Consider the following 13,819-nt stretch of genomic DNA (forward strand, 5'->3'; position numbering starts at 1 on the left):
AAAGCTGGCCGGACGGGCCGCTTTTAGGGGCAAGTCGTACGAGGAGCGAGTGATGGCGGAACCCGGGAACGTAGGCAGCAACCCGGCGGGCGGCGCCGGCCAGCCGAACCTCAGCGTGCTCACCCAGTACGTCAAGGATTTCTCCTTCGAGAACCCCGGCGCTCCGCAGTCGCTGCGCGCCCGCCAGACGCCGCCGAACATCAACATCTCGATCGGCGTGCAGTCCCAGCCCGTCGGCAACAACGAGGTCGAGGTCGAGTTGCGCATCGACGCCCGCGCCGTTGAGGGCCAGGCCGTGCTGTTCGCGATCGAGCTGGTCTATGCCGGCGTCTTCCGCTTCACCAACATTCCCGGCGAGCAGGTCCGCCCGGTGGCGCTGATCGAGTGCCCGCGGCTGCTCTTCCCCTTCGCGCGGCAGATCGTCGCCGAGGCGAGCCGCAACGGCGGCTTCCCGCCGCTGCTCATCGACCCGGTCGATTTCGTCCAGATGTTCCGTCAGCAGGTGGCGAGCGAAGGCCAGCCGGCCGGCGCACCGAATTAGGCCATTCACTCCGCTTTCCCCCGCGAAGGCGGGGATCCAGGTGCCGAAAATCATTCCACGCCGTGAAGGGAAGCGCTCGTTGCGCTTCCTGGCTCCCCGCTTTCGCGGGGAAATGCGGAGAATGTCAGAGCGCGAATCCCGCCTGCCGCGCCAGATCGGCCAACGCCACATGCGGTCGCGGCCCGATGTGCCCGATCACCTCCGCCGCCGCCATGTTGCCCAGCCGCGCCGCGTCCGTAAGGCTCAAGCCGCGTGTCACGGCATAGAGGAAGCCAGCGGCGAAAAGATCGCCCGCCCCGGTCAGGTCCACGATTTCATCGACCGGCGCGGTCGGCACCGACGTGACACCATCGGGCGTCACCACCAGCGCGCCATCGGCGCCGACTGTCACCGCCGTCAGCCCGCAATCCTGCCGCACCGCCGCCACGGCCGCATCGAGGCTCGAGGTCGTGTACAGCGACTTCACCTCGGAGTCGTTGGCGAAGAGGATGTCGACCGTGCGCGTGCGGATCAGGTCGAGGAACTCGGCGCGATAGCGGTCCACGCAGAACGCGTCCGACAGCGTAATCGAAACTTTGCGCCCGGCGGCATGCGCGATCTCGGCGGCGCGGCGGAAGGCTTTCTTCGCCTCCGGCGGATCCCAGAGATAGCCTTCGAGGTAGGTGACCGCCGAGGCCTGCACGACGTCGGCATCGATATCGGCGGGCGTGAGCATCTGGCAGGCGCCGAGATATGTGTTCATCGTCCGCTCGCCGTCGGGCGTAATCAGGATCATCGATTGCGCAGTGGGCGCGCCTTTCGGCAGCGGTGCCGTCGCGAAATGCACGCCGGTCCTCGCCATGTCGCTCTTGTAGAGATGACCGAGCGGATCGTCGGCGACCTTGCCGATGAAGGCGGCGCGGCCGCCGAGCGACGCGACGCCGGCGGCGGTGTTGCCGGCCGAGCCGCCGCTCCGCTCGATCGCGTCGGGGATATGCCGGTGCAGCGTCTGGGCGCGCGCCGCATCGACGAGGTGCATCGTGCCCTTGGCGAGATTTTCCGACACGAGGAAATCGTCCTCGATGGTCGCCAGCACGTCGACGATGGCATTGCCGATGCCGAGCACGTCGTAGCGGATTTCGGGCATGGGCAGCGGGCACTCGTCGGGCGGGAACGCGGCCGGACTATACCGGCGAAGGCGGCAGGTGCAACGGCTGCGGCCCGCCGAAACCGAAGGCTTCCGGCGGCGTTTTGTCCGCAAATCGGCAGAGATCGGCGATCAGGCACTCCGGGCAGCGCGGCTTCCGCGCCACGCAGGTGTAGCGGCCGTGCAGGATCAGCCAGTGGTGCGCGTGGCTGAGGTACGTCTTGGGGATGCGCTGCTCGAGCCCGTCCTCGACCGCGCGGACGTCGTCGCCCTTCGCCATGCCGGTGCGGTTGGCGACGCGGAAGATGTGCGTATCGACCGCGATGGTCGGCTCCCCGAACGCGACGTTCAGCACGACGTTGGCGGTCTTGCGCCCCACACCCGGCAGCGCCTCCAGCGCCTCGCGCGTGCGCGGCACGACGCCGCCGTGCTCGGCGACGAGAATCTGCGCCAGCCGCGCGACGTTCTTCGCCTTGGTGCGGTAGAGCCCGATCGTCTTGATCAGGTCGCGGATCTTCGCCTCGCCCAGCGCCGCCATCTTCGCCGGCGTATCGGCGCGCGCGAACAGCGCCGGCGTCGCCTTGTTGACGCCGGCGTCGGTCGCTTGCGCGGACAGGACGACGGCAACGAGCAGCGTGAACGGATCGCGGTAGTGGAGCTCGGTCCTAGGCGACGGCGAATGTTGCTTGAAGCGGCGGAACGCCGTCGCGATGTCGGCGACAGGCATGTCGCCGTTGTCGAAATATTTCGGCTGCGGCGCTTTCTTCAATCGGGCACGTCGGGCGTGGCGACGGCGGCGGACGCGCCGCCTTCCAGCGTCGTGATGAAATCGACGAACAGAGCTGCGGCAACGCCGATCGCCACCAGCACCATGCCGATCAGAAAGATGCGGATCGCAGCGCGATAGCGCGGCACCTCCAGGATGCGCGGATCGAGCAGCCGCGCCAGCGCCACCATCTCGAAGACGACGCCGACGGCGATGGCCGACAGCGGCGCGAGATCCTTGAGCCCCCACGGGATCGGGTTGGCGCCCCAGGCGGTGAGGAAGCCCAGCGAAAAGGCGGTGAACACGCCGACGGCGGTGATGCTGCCGTGGCGGAAGGAAGATTCGATCCGCTCGACGCCGCGACTATCCGTCTCCATTACGCCCGCCTCCCCGCCCATGATTCCGCCGCGCCTCCCTCTATAATCTTTGGGCATGACTTCCGCCAACGCTCCCGCCGAGCCGCCGATCTACGCCGCCACCTTGCGACCGCACCGGTCGCTTGGCCGGCGCGGGCTGTTCGCGCTGATGGCCGTGCTGTCGGCGATGTCGCTGACGGTCGGGCTGATCTTCTGGTCTATCGGCGCATGGCCGGTCCCCGGCTTCCTCGGCCTCGACGTGCTGCTGGTGTATGCGGCGTTCCGCCTGAGCTACCGCCAGGCGCGGGCGGCGGAGGAAATCCGCCTGTCGCGCTCGGCGCTGACGGTCAGGCGCATCGCGCCGGACGGGACGGCGGCCGAGACCGGCCTCAATCCATACTGGGCGCGCTTCGAGGTCGACCGCCATCCGGAGTTCGGCATCCTCGGAATGGCGATCGCCTGGCAGGGTCATCGCCTCGCGATCGGCCGCTTCCTCGGTGCCGGCGAGCGCGAGAAATTCGCCCGCGAATTTTCCGCCGCGCTTGCCAAGGCACGCGCCTGACGCGCAAGAAACGGGTGGTTGCCCGCGCCGTCCGCGTCTATCTCGGGCGCAGAACAAGGAGCAACCATCATGGAACTCGCGCCGATGTCCGCCGCTCGTCTCACGCACCCGAAGAACGTCTCCGCCGCGCTCCGCGACGAGCATCCCTCCGACTACGCCGTCGTCTCGCGCGCCATCGAATTCATCTCACGCGAATGGCGCGACCAGCCGTCGCTGGAAGCGATTGCGGCGCACGTCCGCAGGAAGCCGCTGACGCTGCAGAAGCTGTTCACGCGCTGGGCCGGCTTGTCGCCGAAAGGATTCCTGCAGGCGGTGACGCTCGATCATGCGCGCGGCCTCCTCGCCGATTCCGCCTCCGTGCTCGATGCGACGTATGAGCTCGGCCTCTCGGGGCCGGCGCGCCTGCACGATCTGTTCGTGACCCACGAGGCGATGACGCCCGGTGCCTACAAGGCGCGCGGCGAGGGCGTCACGATCCGCTATGGCTTCCATCCCTCGCCGTTCGGCACGGCGCTGGTCATGGTCACCGACTACGGCCTCGCCGGCCTCGCCTTCGCCGACGAGGGCGGCGAGAAGGCGGCGCTCGCCGACATGACGGCGCGCTGGCCGAAGGCGACCTACGTCGAGGACTCGGCCGCGACGGTCGCGTACGTGCGGCGCATCTTCGACCGCCAGCAGTGGAAATCGGAGCAGCCGCTGCGCGTCATCATGATCGGCACCGACTTCGAGGTGAGCGTCTGGGAGACGCTGCTCAAGCTGCCGCTCGGCCGCGCCACGACCTACGGCGACATTGCCGCGCATCTCGGCCGGCCGACGGCGGCCCGCGCAGTTGGCGCCGCGGTAGGCAAGAACCCGATCTCCTTCGTGGTGCCCTGCCACCGCGTCATCGGCAAGGATGGCGGGCTGCACGGGTATCACTGGGGCCTGACCCGCAAGCGCGCGATTCTCGGCTGGGAAGCTGGCGTTCTGAGCAGCTAGCTATCTTAATTAGCCATAGCGCTAACTAAGCTAGCGTCTCCTTGCTCGCCACCGTCGAGTCGGCGTTGAGCCGGTAGACCACCGGCACGCCGGTCGCGAGTTCCATCTTCACGATCTCGTCGGCGGTCAGCCCGTCGAGTGCCATGATCAGCGCGCGCAGCGAGTTGCCATGCGCGGCGATCAGCACCCGTTCGCCGCGCAGCACGTGCGGCTGGATGGCGTGGATGTAATACGGCCAGACCCGCGCGCCGGTGTCGCGGAGCGACTCGCCGCCGGGCGGCGCCACCGCGTAGGCGCGGCGCCAGATGTGCACCTGATCCTCGCCCCATTTCTTGCGCGCGTCATCCTTGTTGAGCCCGGTGAGGTCGCCGTAGTCGCGCTCGTTGAGCGCCACGTCGCGCGTCCCCGGCAGGTTCGCCTGGCCGAGCTCGCCGAGCATCAGGTCGAGCGAGCGCTGCGCCCGCTTCAGCACGGAGGTGAAGGTCAGGTCGAAGCCGAGACCCTTCGCCTTCAGCGTCCGCCCGGCGGTTTTCGCCTCCTCGACGCCGACGTCGGTAAGGTCGACGTCGCGCCAGCCGGTGAAAAGATTCTTGAGGTTCCATTCGCTCTGTCCATGGCGGACGAGCACGAGCAGGCGGTCCATCGTGTTTTCCGTTTCCGTCAGGGTTGGGTTCCGAGTTTCGTCAGTATGGCGCGCATCGTGGCGCGCGACGCCTCGTCGAATTCCGGCGATTGCAGCGGTCCCTGGTCGTCGGTCGACAGCGTGGTCATCTTGTCGGTGAGCGCGTCGCCGAGCACCGTCTCGTCGAAGCCGTTGCAACGCACGAAATGCGATTCAAAGCTTGGCCGGCCTTGCGCCCTGGTGGCGTAGGCGGTCGCGGCCGCTCTGGTTTCAAAGAATTGCGAGCCGACGGTGTCGGCGTCGATCACCGTCATCACGTCGAAATACGACGCGCCGATCTCGTCCTTGTCCGAGCTTGCCGTTGTCGTGCACACCTCGACGCGATCGGCGTCGATGGTGCAGTTGCCCTCGCCGTAGCGTTCGTAGCGCAGCGTCCCGTCGGTCAGGAACGCCAACTTGTCGATCTCGTAGCCGACGAACGTGCCGTCCGGCTTCTGGCGGAAGAAGCTGTAGGCGCAGGCGAGCTGCGCATCTTCCGGGCTGACGTCGGCGGCCCTGGCTCGAGAAGAAGCCGGAGTAGGGATAATCCTGCGCGTGCGCCGGCAGCGCCATGAGCAGCAGAGCGAGGAACGCGGCGCGGCCAATCATAGGCCGAGCACGTCGGTCATGGAGTAGAGGCCGGGCTTGCGCCCGCGGCCCCACAGCGCGGCGCGGATGGCGCCGCGGGCGAAGAGTGCGCGGTCGCCCGCCTTGTGGGTGATCTCGATCGTCTCGCCGTCGCCGGCGAAGATCACGCTGTGCTCGCCGACGACCGAGCCGCCGCGGAGCGACGCAAAGCCGATGTCGCCACTCCGCCGCGCGTCGGCGATGCCGTCGCGGCCGCGGACGGAATGTGCGTCGAGTTCGATGCCGCGCCCCTCCGCCGCCGCGCGCCCGAGCATCAGCGCCGTGCCCGACGGCGCATCGACCTTGTGGCGATGATGCATCTCGAGAATCTCGACGTCGAAGTCGGGCCCCAGCGCCTTCGCCGCCTGGCGCACGAGCCCGGCGACGAGATTGACGCCGACGCTCATGTTGCCCGACTTGATGATCGCCGCGTGCGGCGCCGCCGCCTTGATCTTCGCTTCCTCCGCCGGGCCGAGCCCGGTGGTGCCGATGACGTGAACGATGCGCGCCTGCGCCGCGAACTCGGCGTAGACGACGGTCGCGGCCGGCGTCGTGAAGTCGAGCACGCCCTCGGCCGCGGCGAACAGCGGCAGGGCGTCGGCGGTGATGGCGATGCCGTTCGGCCCGATGCCGGCAAGCTCGCCGCTGTCCTTGCCGATATCCGGCGCGCCGCTGCGCTCGATCGCGCCGGCGAGCGTCACGCCCGGCGTCTCGGCGAGCAACCGGACGAGCGTGCGCCCCATGCGCCCGGCGGCGCCGACGACGAGCAGTCGCATGTCGGCCATTTCGTCTCGCTCCCTTGGTCGGGCGGGTATAGCCGCGCTGTTTGGCGAGGGCAACGCGGCGCAAATCAGGTTGCGCCTTGCCGCAACCTCCAATTAGTCACCTCTCCCTCCAGGGAGAGGGGATGAGATGAGAGGGCGAGGGGAGCGAGAATGAAGACGACAGGCCCGCGCTCCAGGTCTGTCGAGGTCGCGCTTACGTGCCCTCGACCACGACAATATCCGCCGTGGCGTGGCCGGCCCGCAGCTTCATGTTCGCCTTGTATTCCGCCGAGTTGAAGCAGGCGAGCGCGGTTTCGAAGTCTGGAAACTCGATCAGCACGTTGCGCGCCCGCCCCGTGCCTTCGACCACCGCGTGTTTGCCGCCACGGGCGAGGAAGCGGCCGCCGAACTTGGCGAAGATCGCCGGGTTGCCCATGGCGTATTTCGCGTACTCGTCGGCGTTCGAAACGTCGACGCGGACGACCCAGTAGCCCTTGGCCATGTGTTGCTCCTAGTTGCCGGCGGCGAGTGCAATTTCGGCGACGATGGCGTCGGCCGCGGATTTCGGATCCGCCGCGGCGGTGACCGGCCGGCCGACGACGAGATAGTCGGCGCCGGCCTGGATCGCGGCAGCCGGCGTCGCGATGCGTTTCTGGTCGCCGGCGTCGCTGCCGCTCGGCCGTATCCCGGGGATGACCACTGCCATGTCCGGCCCGACGATGGTGCGCACCGCCGCGGTCTCGGCCGGCGAGGCGACGACGCCGTCCATGCCGGAGAGGCGCGCGTCGGCGGCGCGGAGCGCCACCAGCGACGCCAGCGTGCCGGCATAGCCGGCGTTGGCGAGATCGGATTGGTCCATCGAGGTCAGCACGGTGACGCCGAGCAGCTTCAGCCGCGCCGCGCCGCGCGCGCCGACCGCGGCGCGCATCGCCTGCGGGTAGCCGTGGATGGTGACGAAGGTCATGCCCATCGCCGCGATGCTCTGCACCGCGCCGGCAACGGTGTTGTCGATGTCGAGCAGCTTGACGTCGAGGAACACCTGCTTGCCCATGCGCACCAGCCGCTCGGCAAAGCCGAGGCCGCCGGCAAAGGTGAGCTGCAGCCCGACCTTGTAGAAGGTGACGCTGTCGCCGAGGCGGGCGACCATCGCTTCCGCCTCCGCGACGCTTTTCACGTCGAGGGCGACGATCAGCCGGTCGCGCGCGGGAATCTTCATGGTGCCGGCTTGTCGCGGATCGAGGCGCGAGCGTCAAGCGCTGGCGCCACGGTTGTGCCTCACCTACCATCGCGCGCAATGGGGGACGCCGCCGTGGAAGATTCGGAGACCGCGCCGCGCCGCTGGTGGGCCGCCGGCCTGTTCGCGATCGCGAGCTTCGGCGCCGCCGGCTATCTCTACGTCGGCAGGCCGCGGCGGGCGCTCGTCGCGGCGCTGGTTTTCCTGGCTTTCAGCATCGCCACGACCACCGCGCTTGGCGGCCATCTGGCGCGGCCGGTGGTCTACTTCGCCACGTTCTTGCTGGAGGGCGCGGCCGAGCTGTTCTTCATCGTCGACAGCGCCCGCATCGCGCTCCACGAAACCGAATTCCGGCCGCAACCGTACAATCGGAATTGGGTCTACAGCGCGGTAGTTGCCGGCTTCGTGCTGCTGTCGCTGTTCGTGTTCAAGCCGGCGGTGCGCACGTTCTCGGTCGAGAGCGGATCGATGGCGCCGACGCTCATGGCCGGCGACTACATCCTCGTCGACGGCACCGCCCGCGCGCCCGAGCGCGGCACGCTCATTGCGATGGCGCTGCCGAGCGACCCGAGCATCGCCTATCTCCGCCGCGTCATCGGCCTGCCGGGCGACCGCGTGCAGATGTTGAACGGCGTACTGCAACTGAACGGCGCGCCGGCGACGCTGACCGGGACGGACATGCAGGTGCCGGGCGAGTACGGCACGGTCTACAGCGAGACGTTGCCCGGCGGCGCGACCCACCTTGTTCTCGACGAGCTGCAGAACGGAGTGAGCGACAACACGGCCTTGTTCGAGGTCCCCGCGGGTCGCTACTTCGTGCTCGGCGACAATCGCGATAACGCGCAGGACAGCCGCATGCGCGAAGTCGGCGGCGTCCCGGCCGCGAACATCATCGGCACGGTCGGCGGCATCTACTGGTCGCGCGACAGGTCGCGCATCGGCACGACGCCGGAGTAGCGCTAGTCGGCGAGGCGGCGCGCGAAATCGACGAGCTGGCGCGAGGCCGACTTCAGTGAGTGCATCGCGCCTTCGTCGATCAGGTCGCCGGATTCGTTGAAGGCGTGCTGCGCCATCGGCAACTCGACGCGCAGCGGAATGACGACGCCCTGCAGCCCGATGGCGACGATCTTGCGCAGTTCGATGATCGCCCGCGCGCCACCGTAGCGGCCGTCCGACGACGCGCCGAGGCAATAGACCTTGTGGCGATAGGGCAGGGTGCCGGTATGGCGCAGCCGGCTCACCCAGGCGATCGCGTTGGTGAGCAGTGGCGGCAGGCCGTGATTGTATTCCGGCGTCGAGATGAAGATGCCCTGGTTGGCGGCGATGAGCTGCGCCAGCCTGGTCGCGTTCTCCGGCACGCCCTTCTCCACCTCGAGGTCGCCGTTGAATATCGGCAGCGGGTAGTCGGCGAGCGAGATGGTGGTGACGTCGGCGTCGGCGAGCGCGATCTCCTTGGCCGCTGCTGCCGCAAGCTTGCCGGACAATGCGCCGGTGCGAATCGAGCCGGCGAATACAAGGATGCGGGCGGAGGGCATGGGCGGGTTCCGGTAGAAGAACGCGTCGATCGACGAAAGCAGCTAGCGCCCCCATCCCCTAACGACAGGTGACCAATTGCTAACCGCTTTGTGCGCTTGGTTCAAACCATGCAGAACGCCCTGCCCCGCGCGCTTCTCTCCCTCGCCGTCTTCGTCGGCTGGGCGCTGATCACCGTGTTCCTCTCGCGCCTGTGGGCGCACGTCGGCGGCACGCAGGCGCTGGACGCCGCGGTGTCCGATCGCCTGCTGCTCAATCTGCCGGTTGCCATCGCCTTCCTCGTCGCGGCGATCGTCATCTTCCGCTGGCGCGACGTCGGCCTCAACGCGCCGCAGCCGGGCTCGCTGCGGCTGATCTGGTTCCCGGCGCTGTACGTCGTCTTCTTCGTCGGGCTCGGCCTCGTCGTCGGCCTGCCGCCGCTGCCGGTGATGCTGGTCATCCTCGGCAACACGGTGATGGTCGGCATCTCGGAGGAACTCGCCTGCCGCGGCATTCTCTATCAGGGCCTGCGCAGCCGCTTCTCCGTCTGGCCGGCGATACTTGTGAGCACGCTGCTGTTCGGCGCCGTGCATATCCTCAACGGCATCTCGACCGGCGACTTCCTCGCGTCGTCGATCCAGGCGGTGACGGCGTTCATGACCGGCATCGCCTTCATGGCCATCCGCATCCGCACGCGCTCGATCTACCCTGGGATAATCCTCCACGGCCTGTGGGATTTCACGCTGGTCACCACCGCGGTCGGGCTGGCGACGCGCCTCGCTTCCATGCCGGACGCGCCGGGCACGCCCACCAGCATTGGCAGCTTGGGCGCGCTGGCGCTGGCGCCGTTCGCACTCATCCTGCCGAATTTCATTTACGGGCTGTATCTGCTGCGGCACGTCGCGCGCGACGAGGCGGCTGCCGCCGTCATGCCCGCGGAGGCGGGCTAGCCGCCCAGTCCCTCGAGGAAATCGCGCACCCGCGCGAAAAATCCCGTCGACTCGGGATTGTTCTCCGCCGAGCTCACTTTCTCGAATTCCTCGAGCAGCTCGCGCTGGCGGCGGCTGAGGTTCTGCGGCGTCTCGACCGCGACCTGGATGTACATGTCGCCGACGCGCTGCGATCTGAGCACCGGCATGCCCTTCGACTTCAGGCGGAACTGCTTGCCGGTCTGCGTGCCGTCGGGGACCTTCACCCGCGTCTGCCCGCCGTCGATGGTCGGCACCTGGAACTCGCCGCCGAGCGCCGCCGTCGTCACCGAGATCGGCACGCGGCAGAAGATGTCGGCGCCGTCGCGCTGGAAGAATTCGTGCGGCTTGATCGACAGGAAAATGTAGAGGTCGCCGGACGGGCCGCCGCGCAGGCCGGCTTCGCCTTCGCCGGCCAGCCGGATGCGCGTGCCGTCCTCGATGCCCGAGGGAATGTTGACGCTGAGCTTGCGGTCCTCGGTCGTGCGCCCCGAGCCGTGGCACTCGACGCACGGGTCGGCGATCACCTCGCCGCGGCCCTGGCAGGTGGGGCAGGTGCGCTCGATCGAGAAGAAGCCCTGCGCCGCGCGCACGCGGCCCTGGCCTTCGCACGTCGGGCAGGTCTTGGGGGACGAGCCTGGCTTGGAGCCCGAGCCCGAGCACGTCTTGCAGACGATCTTGGTCGGCACCGCGATCTCGGCGGTCTTGCCGGCGTAGGCCTCTTCGAGCGTGATCTCCATGTTGTAGCGCAGATCGCCGCCACGCTCGCGCCCGCCGCGCGACGCATTGGTGCCGCGGCGTCCGCCGCTGCCCATCATGTCGCCGAAGATGTTGTCGAAGATGTCCGACATCGTCGCGCCGAAGTCGCCGGGGAAGCCGGCCGCCTGTCCGGCGCCGCCGTTCTCGAAGGCGGCGTGGCCGAAGCGGTCGTAGGCGGCGCGGCTCTGCGGGTCCTTCAGTACCTCGTAGGCCGCCGCGACTTCCTTGAATTTGATCTCGGCGTTCTTGTCGCCGGGGTTGCGGTCCGGGTGATATTGCATGGCGAGCTTGCGGAACGCCGCCTTCAGCGTCTTGTCGTCGGCCGTGCGCACGACGCCCAGCACCTCGTAGAAATCCGCTTTCGCCGCCACGTCAGGCCACCTTCGCTGCGTCGCCACGGACGCCCGACAACTTGATCCAGTCGGGCCGCGTCAGGCCCATGATGTTCACCACGTACGCCACGCCGTCTTCGGCGCGCACGCTGCGGCTCTGCGTTTCGTCGTTAAAGCCGGATCGCTCGTACATGCCGTGCGCGATCCGGTTCTCCGGCAAAACCGCGAGCGCCAGATGGTCGACGGCGAGTTCGGTGAAGGCGAAGCGCACCGCATGGTCGAACAGCGTGCGGCCGAAGCCTTCGCCGCGCCGGTGGCGCGCCACCGCGAAGCGGCCGAGGCGCGCCCACTTCTTCGGCGGATCGTGGAGAAACTGGACGTGGCCCATGGGCGTATCGTCGGCATCGACGGCGGTGAAGCAGAGGCGCGGCATCTCGCGCGCGATCTCGGCGATCCAGCCCGCCATCTGCTCTTGCGTTAGCGGGAAGCGGACGTCCGGGCCGCCCCACTGCGCGAGTTCGTCGAGATCAACGAACCAGCGCGCCATCTCCTCCGCGTCTTCCGGTCTTGCCGGGCGAAGGGTGATGTCCATGGGGCGGCTACCCGAACGCTTGGCGGTTAGGCCGACTTCTTCTTGTCGTCGTCGACTTCCTCGAAGTCGGCGTCGACCACGTCCTCGTTCTTGGGGCCGGCATCGCCGTCGGGCGCGTCACCGCCGGCGTTCGCCTGCGAGGCGGCGTACATCGCCTCGCCGAGCTTCATCGACACCTGCGCCAGCGTGCTGGTCTTTTCCTTGATCGCATCGCCGCTCTCGCCTTCCAGCGCCGACTTGAGATCGGCCAGCGCCGTCTCGATCGCGGTCTTGTCCGCGGCCGCGACCTTGTCGCCGTAGTCCTTGAGCGACTTCTCGGTCGAGTGCACGAGCGCCTCGCCCTGGTTCTTGGCTTCGACCAGCGCGCGCCGCTCCTTGTCCTCGGAAGCATGCGCCTCCGCGTCCTTCACCATCTTCTCGATGTCGGCATCGGACAGGCCGCCCGAGGCCTGGATGCGGATCTGCTGCTCCTTGCCGGTGCCCTTGTCCTTGGCGCTCACGTTGACGATGCCGTTGGCGTCGATATCGAAGGTGACTTCGATCTGCGGCACGCCGCGCGGCGCCGGCGGAATGCCGACGAGGTCGAACTGGCCGAGCAGCTTGTTGTCCGACGCCATCTCGCGCTCGCCCTGGAAGACGCGGATGGTCACTGCGTTCTGGCTGTCCTCGGCGGTCGAGAAGGTCTGGCCCTTCTTCGTCGGGATGGTCGTGTTGCGGTCGATGAGGCGCGTGAACACGCCGCCGAGCGTCTCGATGCCCAGCGACAGCGGCGTCACGTCGAGCAGCAGCACGTCCTTGACGTCGCCTTGCAGCACGCCGGCCTGGATGGCGGCGCCGATGGCGACGACCTCATCCGGGTTGACGCCCTTGTGCGGCTCCTTGCCGAAGAACTGCTTCACGACTTCCTGCACCTTCGGCATGCGCGTCATGCCGCCGACCAGGACGACTTCCTGAATCTCGGCCGCCGTCAGGCCGGCGTCCTTCAACGCGGCCTTGCACGGACCGACCGTCTTCTGGATGAGGTCGTCGACCAGCGCCTCGAACTTGGCGCGGGTGAGCTTCATGGTGAGATGCTTCGGGCCGGACGCGTCCGCCGTGATGAACGGCAGGTTGATCTCGGTCTGCGTCGCGGACGACAGCTCTATCTTCGCCTTCTCGGCGGCTTCCTTCAGCCGCTGCAGCGCGAGCTTGTCGCCTCTGAGGTCGATGCCCTGGTCCTTCTTGAACTCGTCGGCCAGGTAGTTGACCAGCCGCATGTCGAAGTCTTCGCCGCCGAGGAACGTGTCGCCGTTGGTCGACTTCACCTCGAACACGCCGTCGCCGATTTCGAGCACGGAAATATCGAAGGTGCCGCCGCCGAGGTCATAGACCGCGATCGTCTTGCCTTCCTTCTTGTCGAGGCCGTAGGCGAGCGCCGCCGCCGTCGGCTCGTTGATGATGCGCAGCACCTCGAGGCCGGCGATCTGGCCGGCGTCCTTGGTCGCCTGGCGCTGCGCGTCGTTGAAGTAGGCGGGTACGGTGATGACCGCCTGTGTCACCTTCTCGCCGAGATAGGCCTCGGCGGTGTCCTTCATCTTCTGCAGCGTGAAGGCGGAGATCTGCGAGGGCGAGTACTTTTTGCCGTCCGCCTCAAGCCATGCGTCGCCGTTCGGCGCCTTCACGATCTTGTAGGGGACGAGGCCCTTGTCCTTGTCGACCATCGGGTCGTCGTAGCGGCGGCCGATGAGGCGCTTCACCGCGAAGAAGGTGCGCTCCGGGTTGGTGACCGCCTGGCGCTTGGCCGGCTGGCCGACGAGGCGCTCGCCGTCGTCCGTAAACGCGACGATCGAGGGCGTCGTGCGCCCGCCTTCCGCGTTCTCTATAACCTTGGCGTTCTTGCCGTCCATGACCGCGACGCACGAATTGGTCGTGCCGAGGTCGATCCCGATTACTTTAGCCATGTCTCTTATGTCTCCTGTCGGCAGACCGGATGGGTCCAATGCGGCCCCCGATTCGGCCCCCTGATGCTGAAATCAAATGTCCCCGTCGAAGACAGGGCGTG

General features: G+C 67.9%; 17 protein-coding genes. 5 read left to right on the forward strand and 12 right to left on the reverse strand.

The genetic code is table 11. From position 1 onward, the window contains the following. Positions 1-52: 52 nt before the first annotated feature. Complete coding sequence (gene secB, locus WDM94_01965) at positions 53-541, forward strand: protein-export chaperone SecB (protein MEJ0011392.1); 489 nt, start codon at positions 53-55, stop codon at positions 539-541. A gap of 124 nt (positions 542-665) precedes the next feature. Here the strand turns inward: secB and WDM94_01970 are convergent, their stop codons facing one another. The 3 genes from WDM94_01970 to WDM94_01980 are packed head-to-tail and all read right to left on the reverse strand — an operon-like array spanning position 666 to position 2,810. Continuing rightward, complete coding sequence (locus WDM94_01970; GenBank protein ID MEJ0011393.1) at positions 666-1,667, reverse strand: adenosine kinase; 1,002 nt, start codon at positions 1,665-1,667, stop codon at positions 666-668. A gap of 37 nt (positions 1,668-1,704) precedes the next feature. After that, positions 1,705-2,394 (reverse strand): endonuclease III, encoded by a 690-nt coding sequence (nth, locus tag WDM94_01975; protein ID MEJ0011394.1) that lies wholly within the window; start codon positions 2,392-2,394, stop codon positions 1,705-1,707. A gap of 38 nt (positions 2,395-2,432) precedes the next feature. Continuing rightward, positions 2,433-2,810: a hypothetical protein gene (locus tag WDM94_01980; GenBank protein MEJ0011395.1), complete on the reverse strand. Its 378-nt coding sequence runs from the start codon at positions 2,808-2,810 to the stop codon at positions 2,433-2,435. Between the two features lie 55 nt (positions 2,811-2,865). Here WDM94_01980 and WDM94_01985 point away from each other — a divergent pair, with 55 nt between their 5' ends. Both WDM94_01985 and WDM94_01990 read left to right on the forward strand, forming a co-directional pair. Beyond that, a complete protein-coding gene (locus WDM94_01985; protein ID MEJ0011396.1) occupies positions 2,866-3,351 on the forward strand; it encodes a DUF2244 domain-containing protein in 486 nt (161 codons plus the stop codon). A 69-nt stretch (positions 3,352-3,420) separates the two neighbouring features. Beyond that, positions 3,421-4,329, forward strand: a complete 909-nt coding sequence (locus tag WDM94_01990; protein ID MEJ0011397.1) for a methylated-DNA--[protein]-cysteine S-methyltransferase — start codon at positions 3,421-3,423, stop codon at positions 4,327-4,329. 25 nt (positions 4,330-4,354) lie between these two features. On the opposite strand, the gene WDM94_01995 is transcribed toward WDM94_01990, so the two are convergent. From WDM94_01995 to pyrF, 5 genes are all read right to left on the reverse strand, one after another. Then, positions 4,355-4,972, reverse strand: a complete 618-nt coding sequence (locus WDM94_01995; GenBank protein ID MEJ0011398.1) for a 2,3-bisphosphoglycerate-dependent phosphoglycerate mutase — start codon at positions 4,970-4,972, stop codon at positions 4,355-4,357. A 17-nt stretch (positions 4,973-4,989) separates the two neighbouring features. Beyond that, the gene (locus WDM94_02000; protein ID MEJ0011399.1) at positions 4,990-5,595 is read right to left on the reverse strand and encodes a hypothetical protein; all 606 of its coding nucleotides are present in this window, start codon (positions 5,593-5,595) and stop codon (positions 4,990-4,992) included. Beyond that, on the reverse strand, positions 5,596-6,402 hold the full coding sequence (dapB, locus tag WDM94_02005) for a 4-hydroxy-tetrahydrodipicolinate reductase (protein MEJ0011400.1): 807 nt from the start codon (positions 6,400-6,402) through the stop codon (positions 5,596-5,598). A 193-nt stretch (positions 6,403-6,595) separates the two neighbouring features. Further along, entirely contained in the window at positions 6,596-6,883 is a 288-nt protein-coding gene (locus tag WDM94_02010; GenBank protein ID MEJ0011401.1) for a DUF1330 domain-containing protein, read from the reverse strand. Between the two features lie 9 nt (positions 6,884-6,892). Further along, complete coding sequence (gene pyrF, locus WDM94_02015) at positions 6,893-7,597, reverse strand: orotidine-5'-phosphate decarboxylase (protein MEJ0011402.1); 705 nt, start codon at positions 7,595-7,597, stop codon at positions 6,893-6,895. Between the two features lie 78 nt (positions 7,598-7,675). On the opposite strand from pyrF, the gene lepB reads away from it, so the two are divergent. Beyond that, positions 7,676-8,572, forward strand: coding sequence for a signal peptidase I (lepB, locus tag WDM94_02020; protein ID MEJ0011403.1), 897 nt, complete (start codon positions 7,676-7,678; stop codon positions 8,570-8,572). Positions 8,573-8,574: 2 nt separating this feature from the next. Here the strand turns inward: lepB and WDM94_02025 are convergent, their stop codons facing one another. Continuing rightward, positions 8,575-9,150, reverse strand: coding sequence for an NAD(P)H-dependent oxidoreductase (locus WDM94_02025; GenBank protein ID MEJ0011404.1), 576 nt, complete (start codon positions 9,148-9,150; stop codon positions 8,575-8,577). A gap of 108 nt (positions 9,151-9,258) precedes the next feature. On the opposite strand from WDM94_02025, the gene WDM94_02030 reads away from it, so the two are divergent. After that, positions 9,259-10,077, forward strand: coding sequence for a CPBP family intramembrane glutamic endopeptidase (locus tag WDM94_02030; protein ID MEJ0011405.1), 819 nt, complete (start codon positions 9,259-9,261; stop codon positions 10,075-10,077). Here WDM94_02030 and dnaJ read toward each other — a convergent pair. The 3 genes from dnaJ to dnaK are packed head-to-tail and all read right to left on the reverse strand — an operon-like array spanning position 10,074 to position 13,718. Continuing rightward, the gene (gene dnaJ, locus WDM94_02035) at positions 10,074-11,225 is read right to left on the reverse strand and encodes a molecular chaperone DnaJ (GenBank protein MEJ0011406.1); all 1,152 of its coding nucleotides are present in this window, start codon (positions 11,223-11,225) and stop codon (positions 10,074-10,076) included. The two genes, WDM94_02030 and dnaJ, sit on opposite strands and share 4 nt — an antisense overlap. 1 nt (position 11,226) lies before the next feature. Then, a complete protein-coding gene (locus WDM94_02040) occupies positions 11,227-11,778 on the reverse strand; it encodes a GNAT family protein (protein MEJ0011407.1) in 552 nt (183 codons plus the stop codon). Positions 11,779-11,804: 26 nt separating this feature from the next. Beyond that, a complete protein-coding gene (dnaK, locus tag WDM94_02045) occupies positions 11,805-13,718 on the reverse strand; it encodes a molecular chaperone DnaK (GenBank protein ID MEJ0011408.1) in 1,914 nt (637 codons plus the stop codon). Positions 13,719-13,819: the final 101 nt, after the last annotated feature.

The sequence above is a fragment of the Bauldia sp. genome (genome assembly GCA_037200845.1).
In the GTDB taxonomy this organism is placed as follows: Bacteria; Pseudomonadota; Alphaproteobacteria; order Rhizobiales; family Kaistiaceae; genus DASZQY01.

Excerpts from the sequence above, each read along its gene's own strand:
- secB (MEJ0011392.1), top strand. The coding sequence starts at position 53 with ATGGCGGAACCCGGGAACGTAGGCAGCAACCCGGCGGGCGGCGCCGGC.
- WDM94_01970 (MEJ0011393.1), bottom strand. The coding sequence starts at position 1,667 with ATGCCCGAAATCCGCTACGACGTGCTCGGCATCGGCAATGCCATCGTC.
- nth (MEJ0011394.1), bottom strand. The coding sequence starts at position 2,394 with ATGCCTGTCGCCGACATCGCGACGGCGTTCCGCCGCTTCAAGCAACAT.
- WDM94_01980 (MEJ0011395.1), bottom strand. The coding sequence starts at position 2,810 with ATGGAGACGGATAGTCGCGGCGTCGAGCGGATCGAATCTTCCTTCCGC.
- WDM94_01985 (MEJ0011396.1), top strand. The coding sequence starts at position 2,866 with ATGACTTCCGCCAACGCTCCCGCCGAGCCGCCGATCTACGCCGCCACC.
- WDM94_01990 (MEJ0011397.1), top strand. The coding sequence starts at position 3,421 with ATGGAACTCGCGCCGATGTCCGCCGCTCGTCTCACGCACCCGAAGAAC.
- WDM94_01995 (MEJ0011398.1), bottom strand. The coding sequence starts at position 4,972 with ATGGACCGCCTGCTCGTGCTCGTCCGCCATGGACAGAGCGAATGGAAC.
- dapB (MEJ0011400.1), bottom strand. The coding sequence starts at position 6,402 with ATGGCCGACATGCGACTGCTCGTCGTCGGCGCCGCCGGGCGCATGGGG.
- WDM94_02010 (MEJ0011401.1), bottom strand. The coding sequence starts at position 6,883 with ATGGCCAAGGGCTACTGGGTCGTCCGCGTCGACGTTTCGAACGCCGAC.
- pyrF (MEJ0011402.1), bottom strand. The coding sequence starts at position 7,597 with ATGAAGATTCCCGCGCGCGACCGGCTGATCGTCGCCCTCGACGTGAAA.
- lepB (MEJ0011403.1), top strand. The coding sequence starts at position 7,676 with ATGGGGGACGCCGCCGTGGAAGATTCGGAGACCGCGCCGCGCCGCTGG.
- WDM94_02025 (MEJ0011404.1), bottom strand. The coding sequence starts at position 9,150 with ATGCCCTCCGCCCGCATCCTTGTATTCGCCGGCTCGATTCGCACCGGC.
- WDM94_02030 (MEJ0011405.1), top strand. The coding sequence starts at position 9,259 with ATGCAGAACGCCCTGCCCCGCGCGCTTCTCTCCCTCGCCGTCTTCGTC.
- WDM94_02040 (MEJ0011407.1), bottom strand. The coding sequence starts at position 11,778 with ATGGACATCACCCTTCGCCCGGCAAGACCGGAAGACGCGGAGGAGATG.
- dnaK (MEJ0011408.1), bottom strand. The coding sequence starts at position 13,718 with ATGGCTAAAGTAATCGGGATCGACCTCGGCACGACCAATTCGTGCGTC.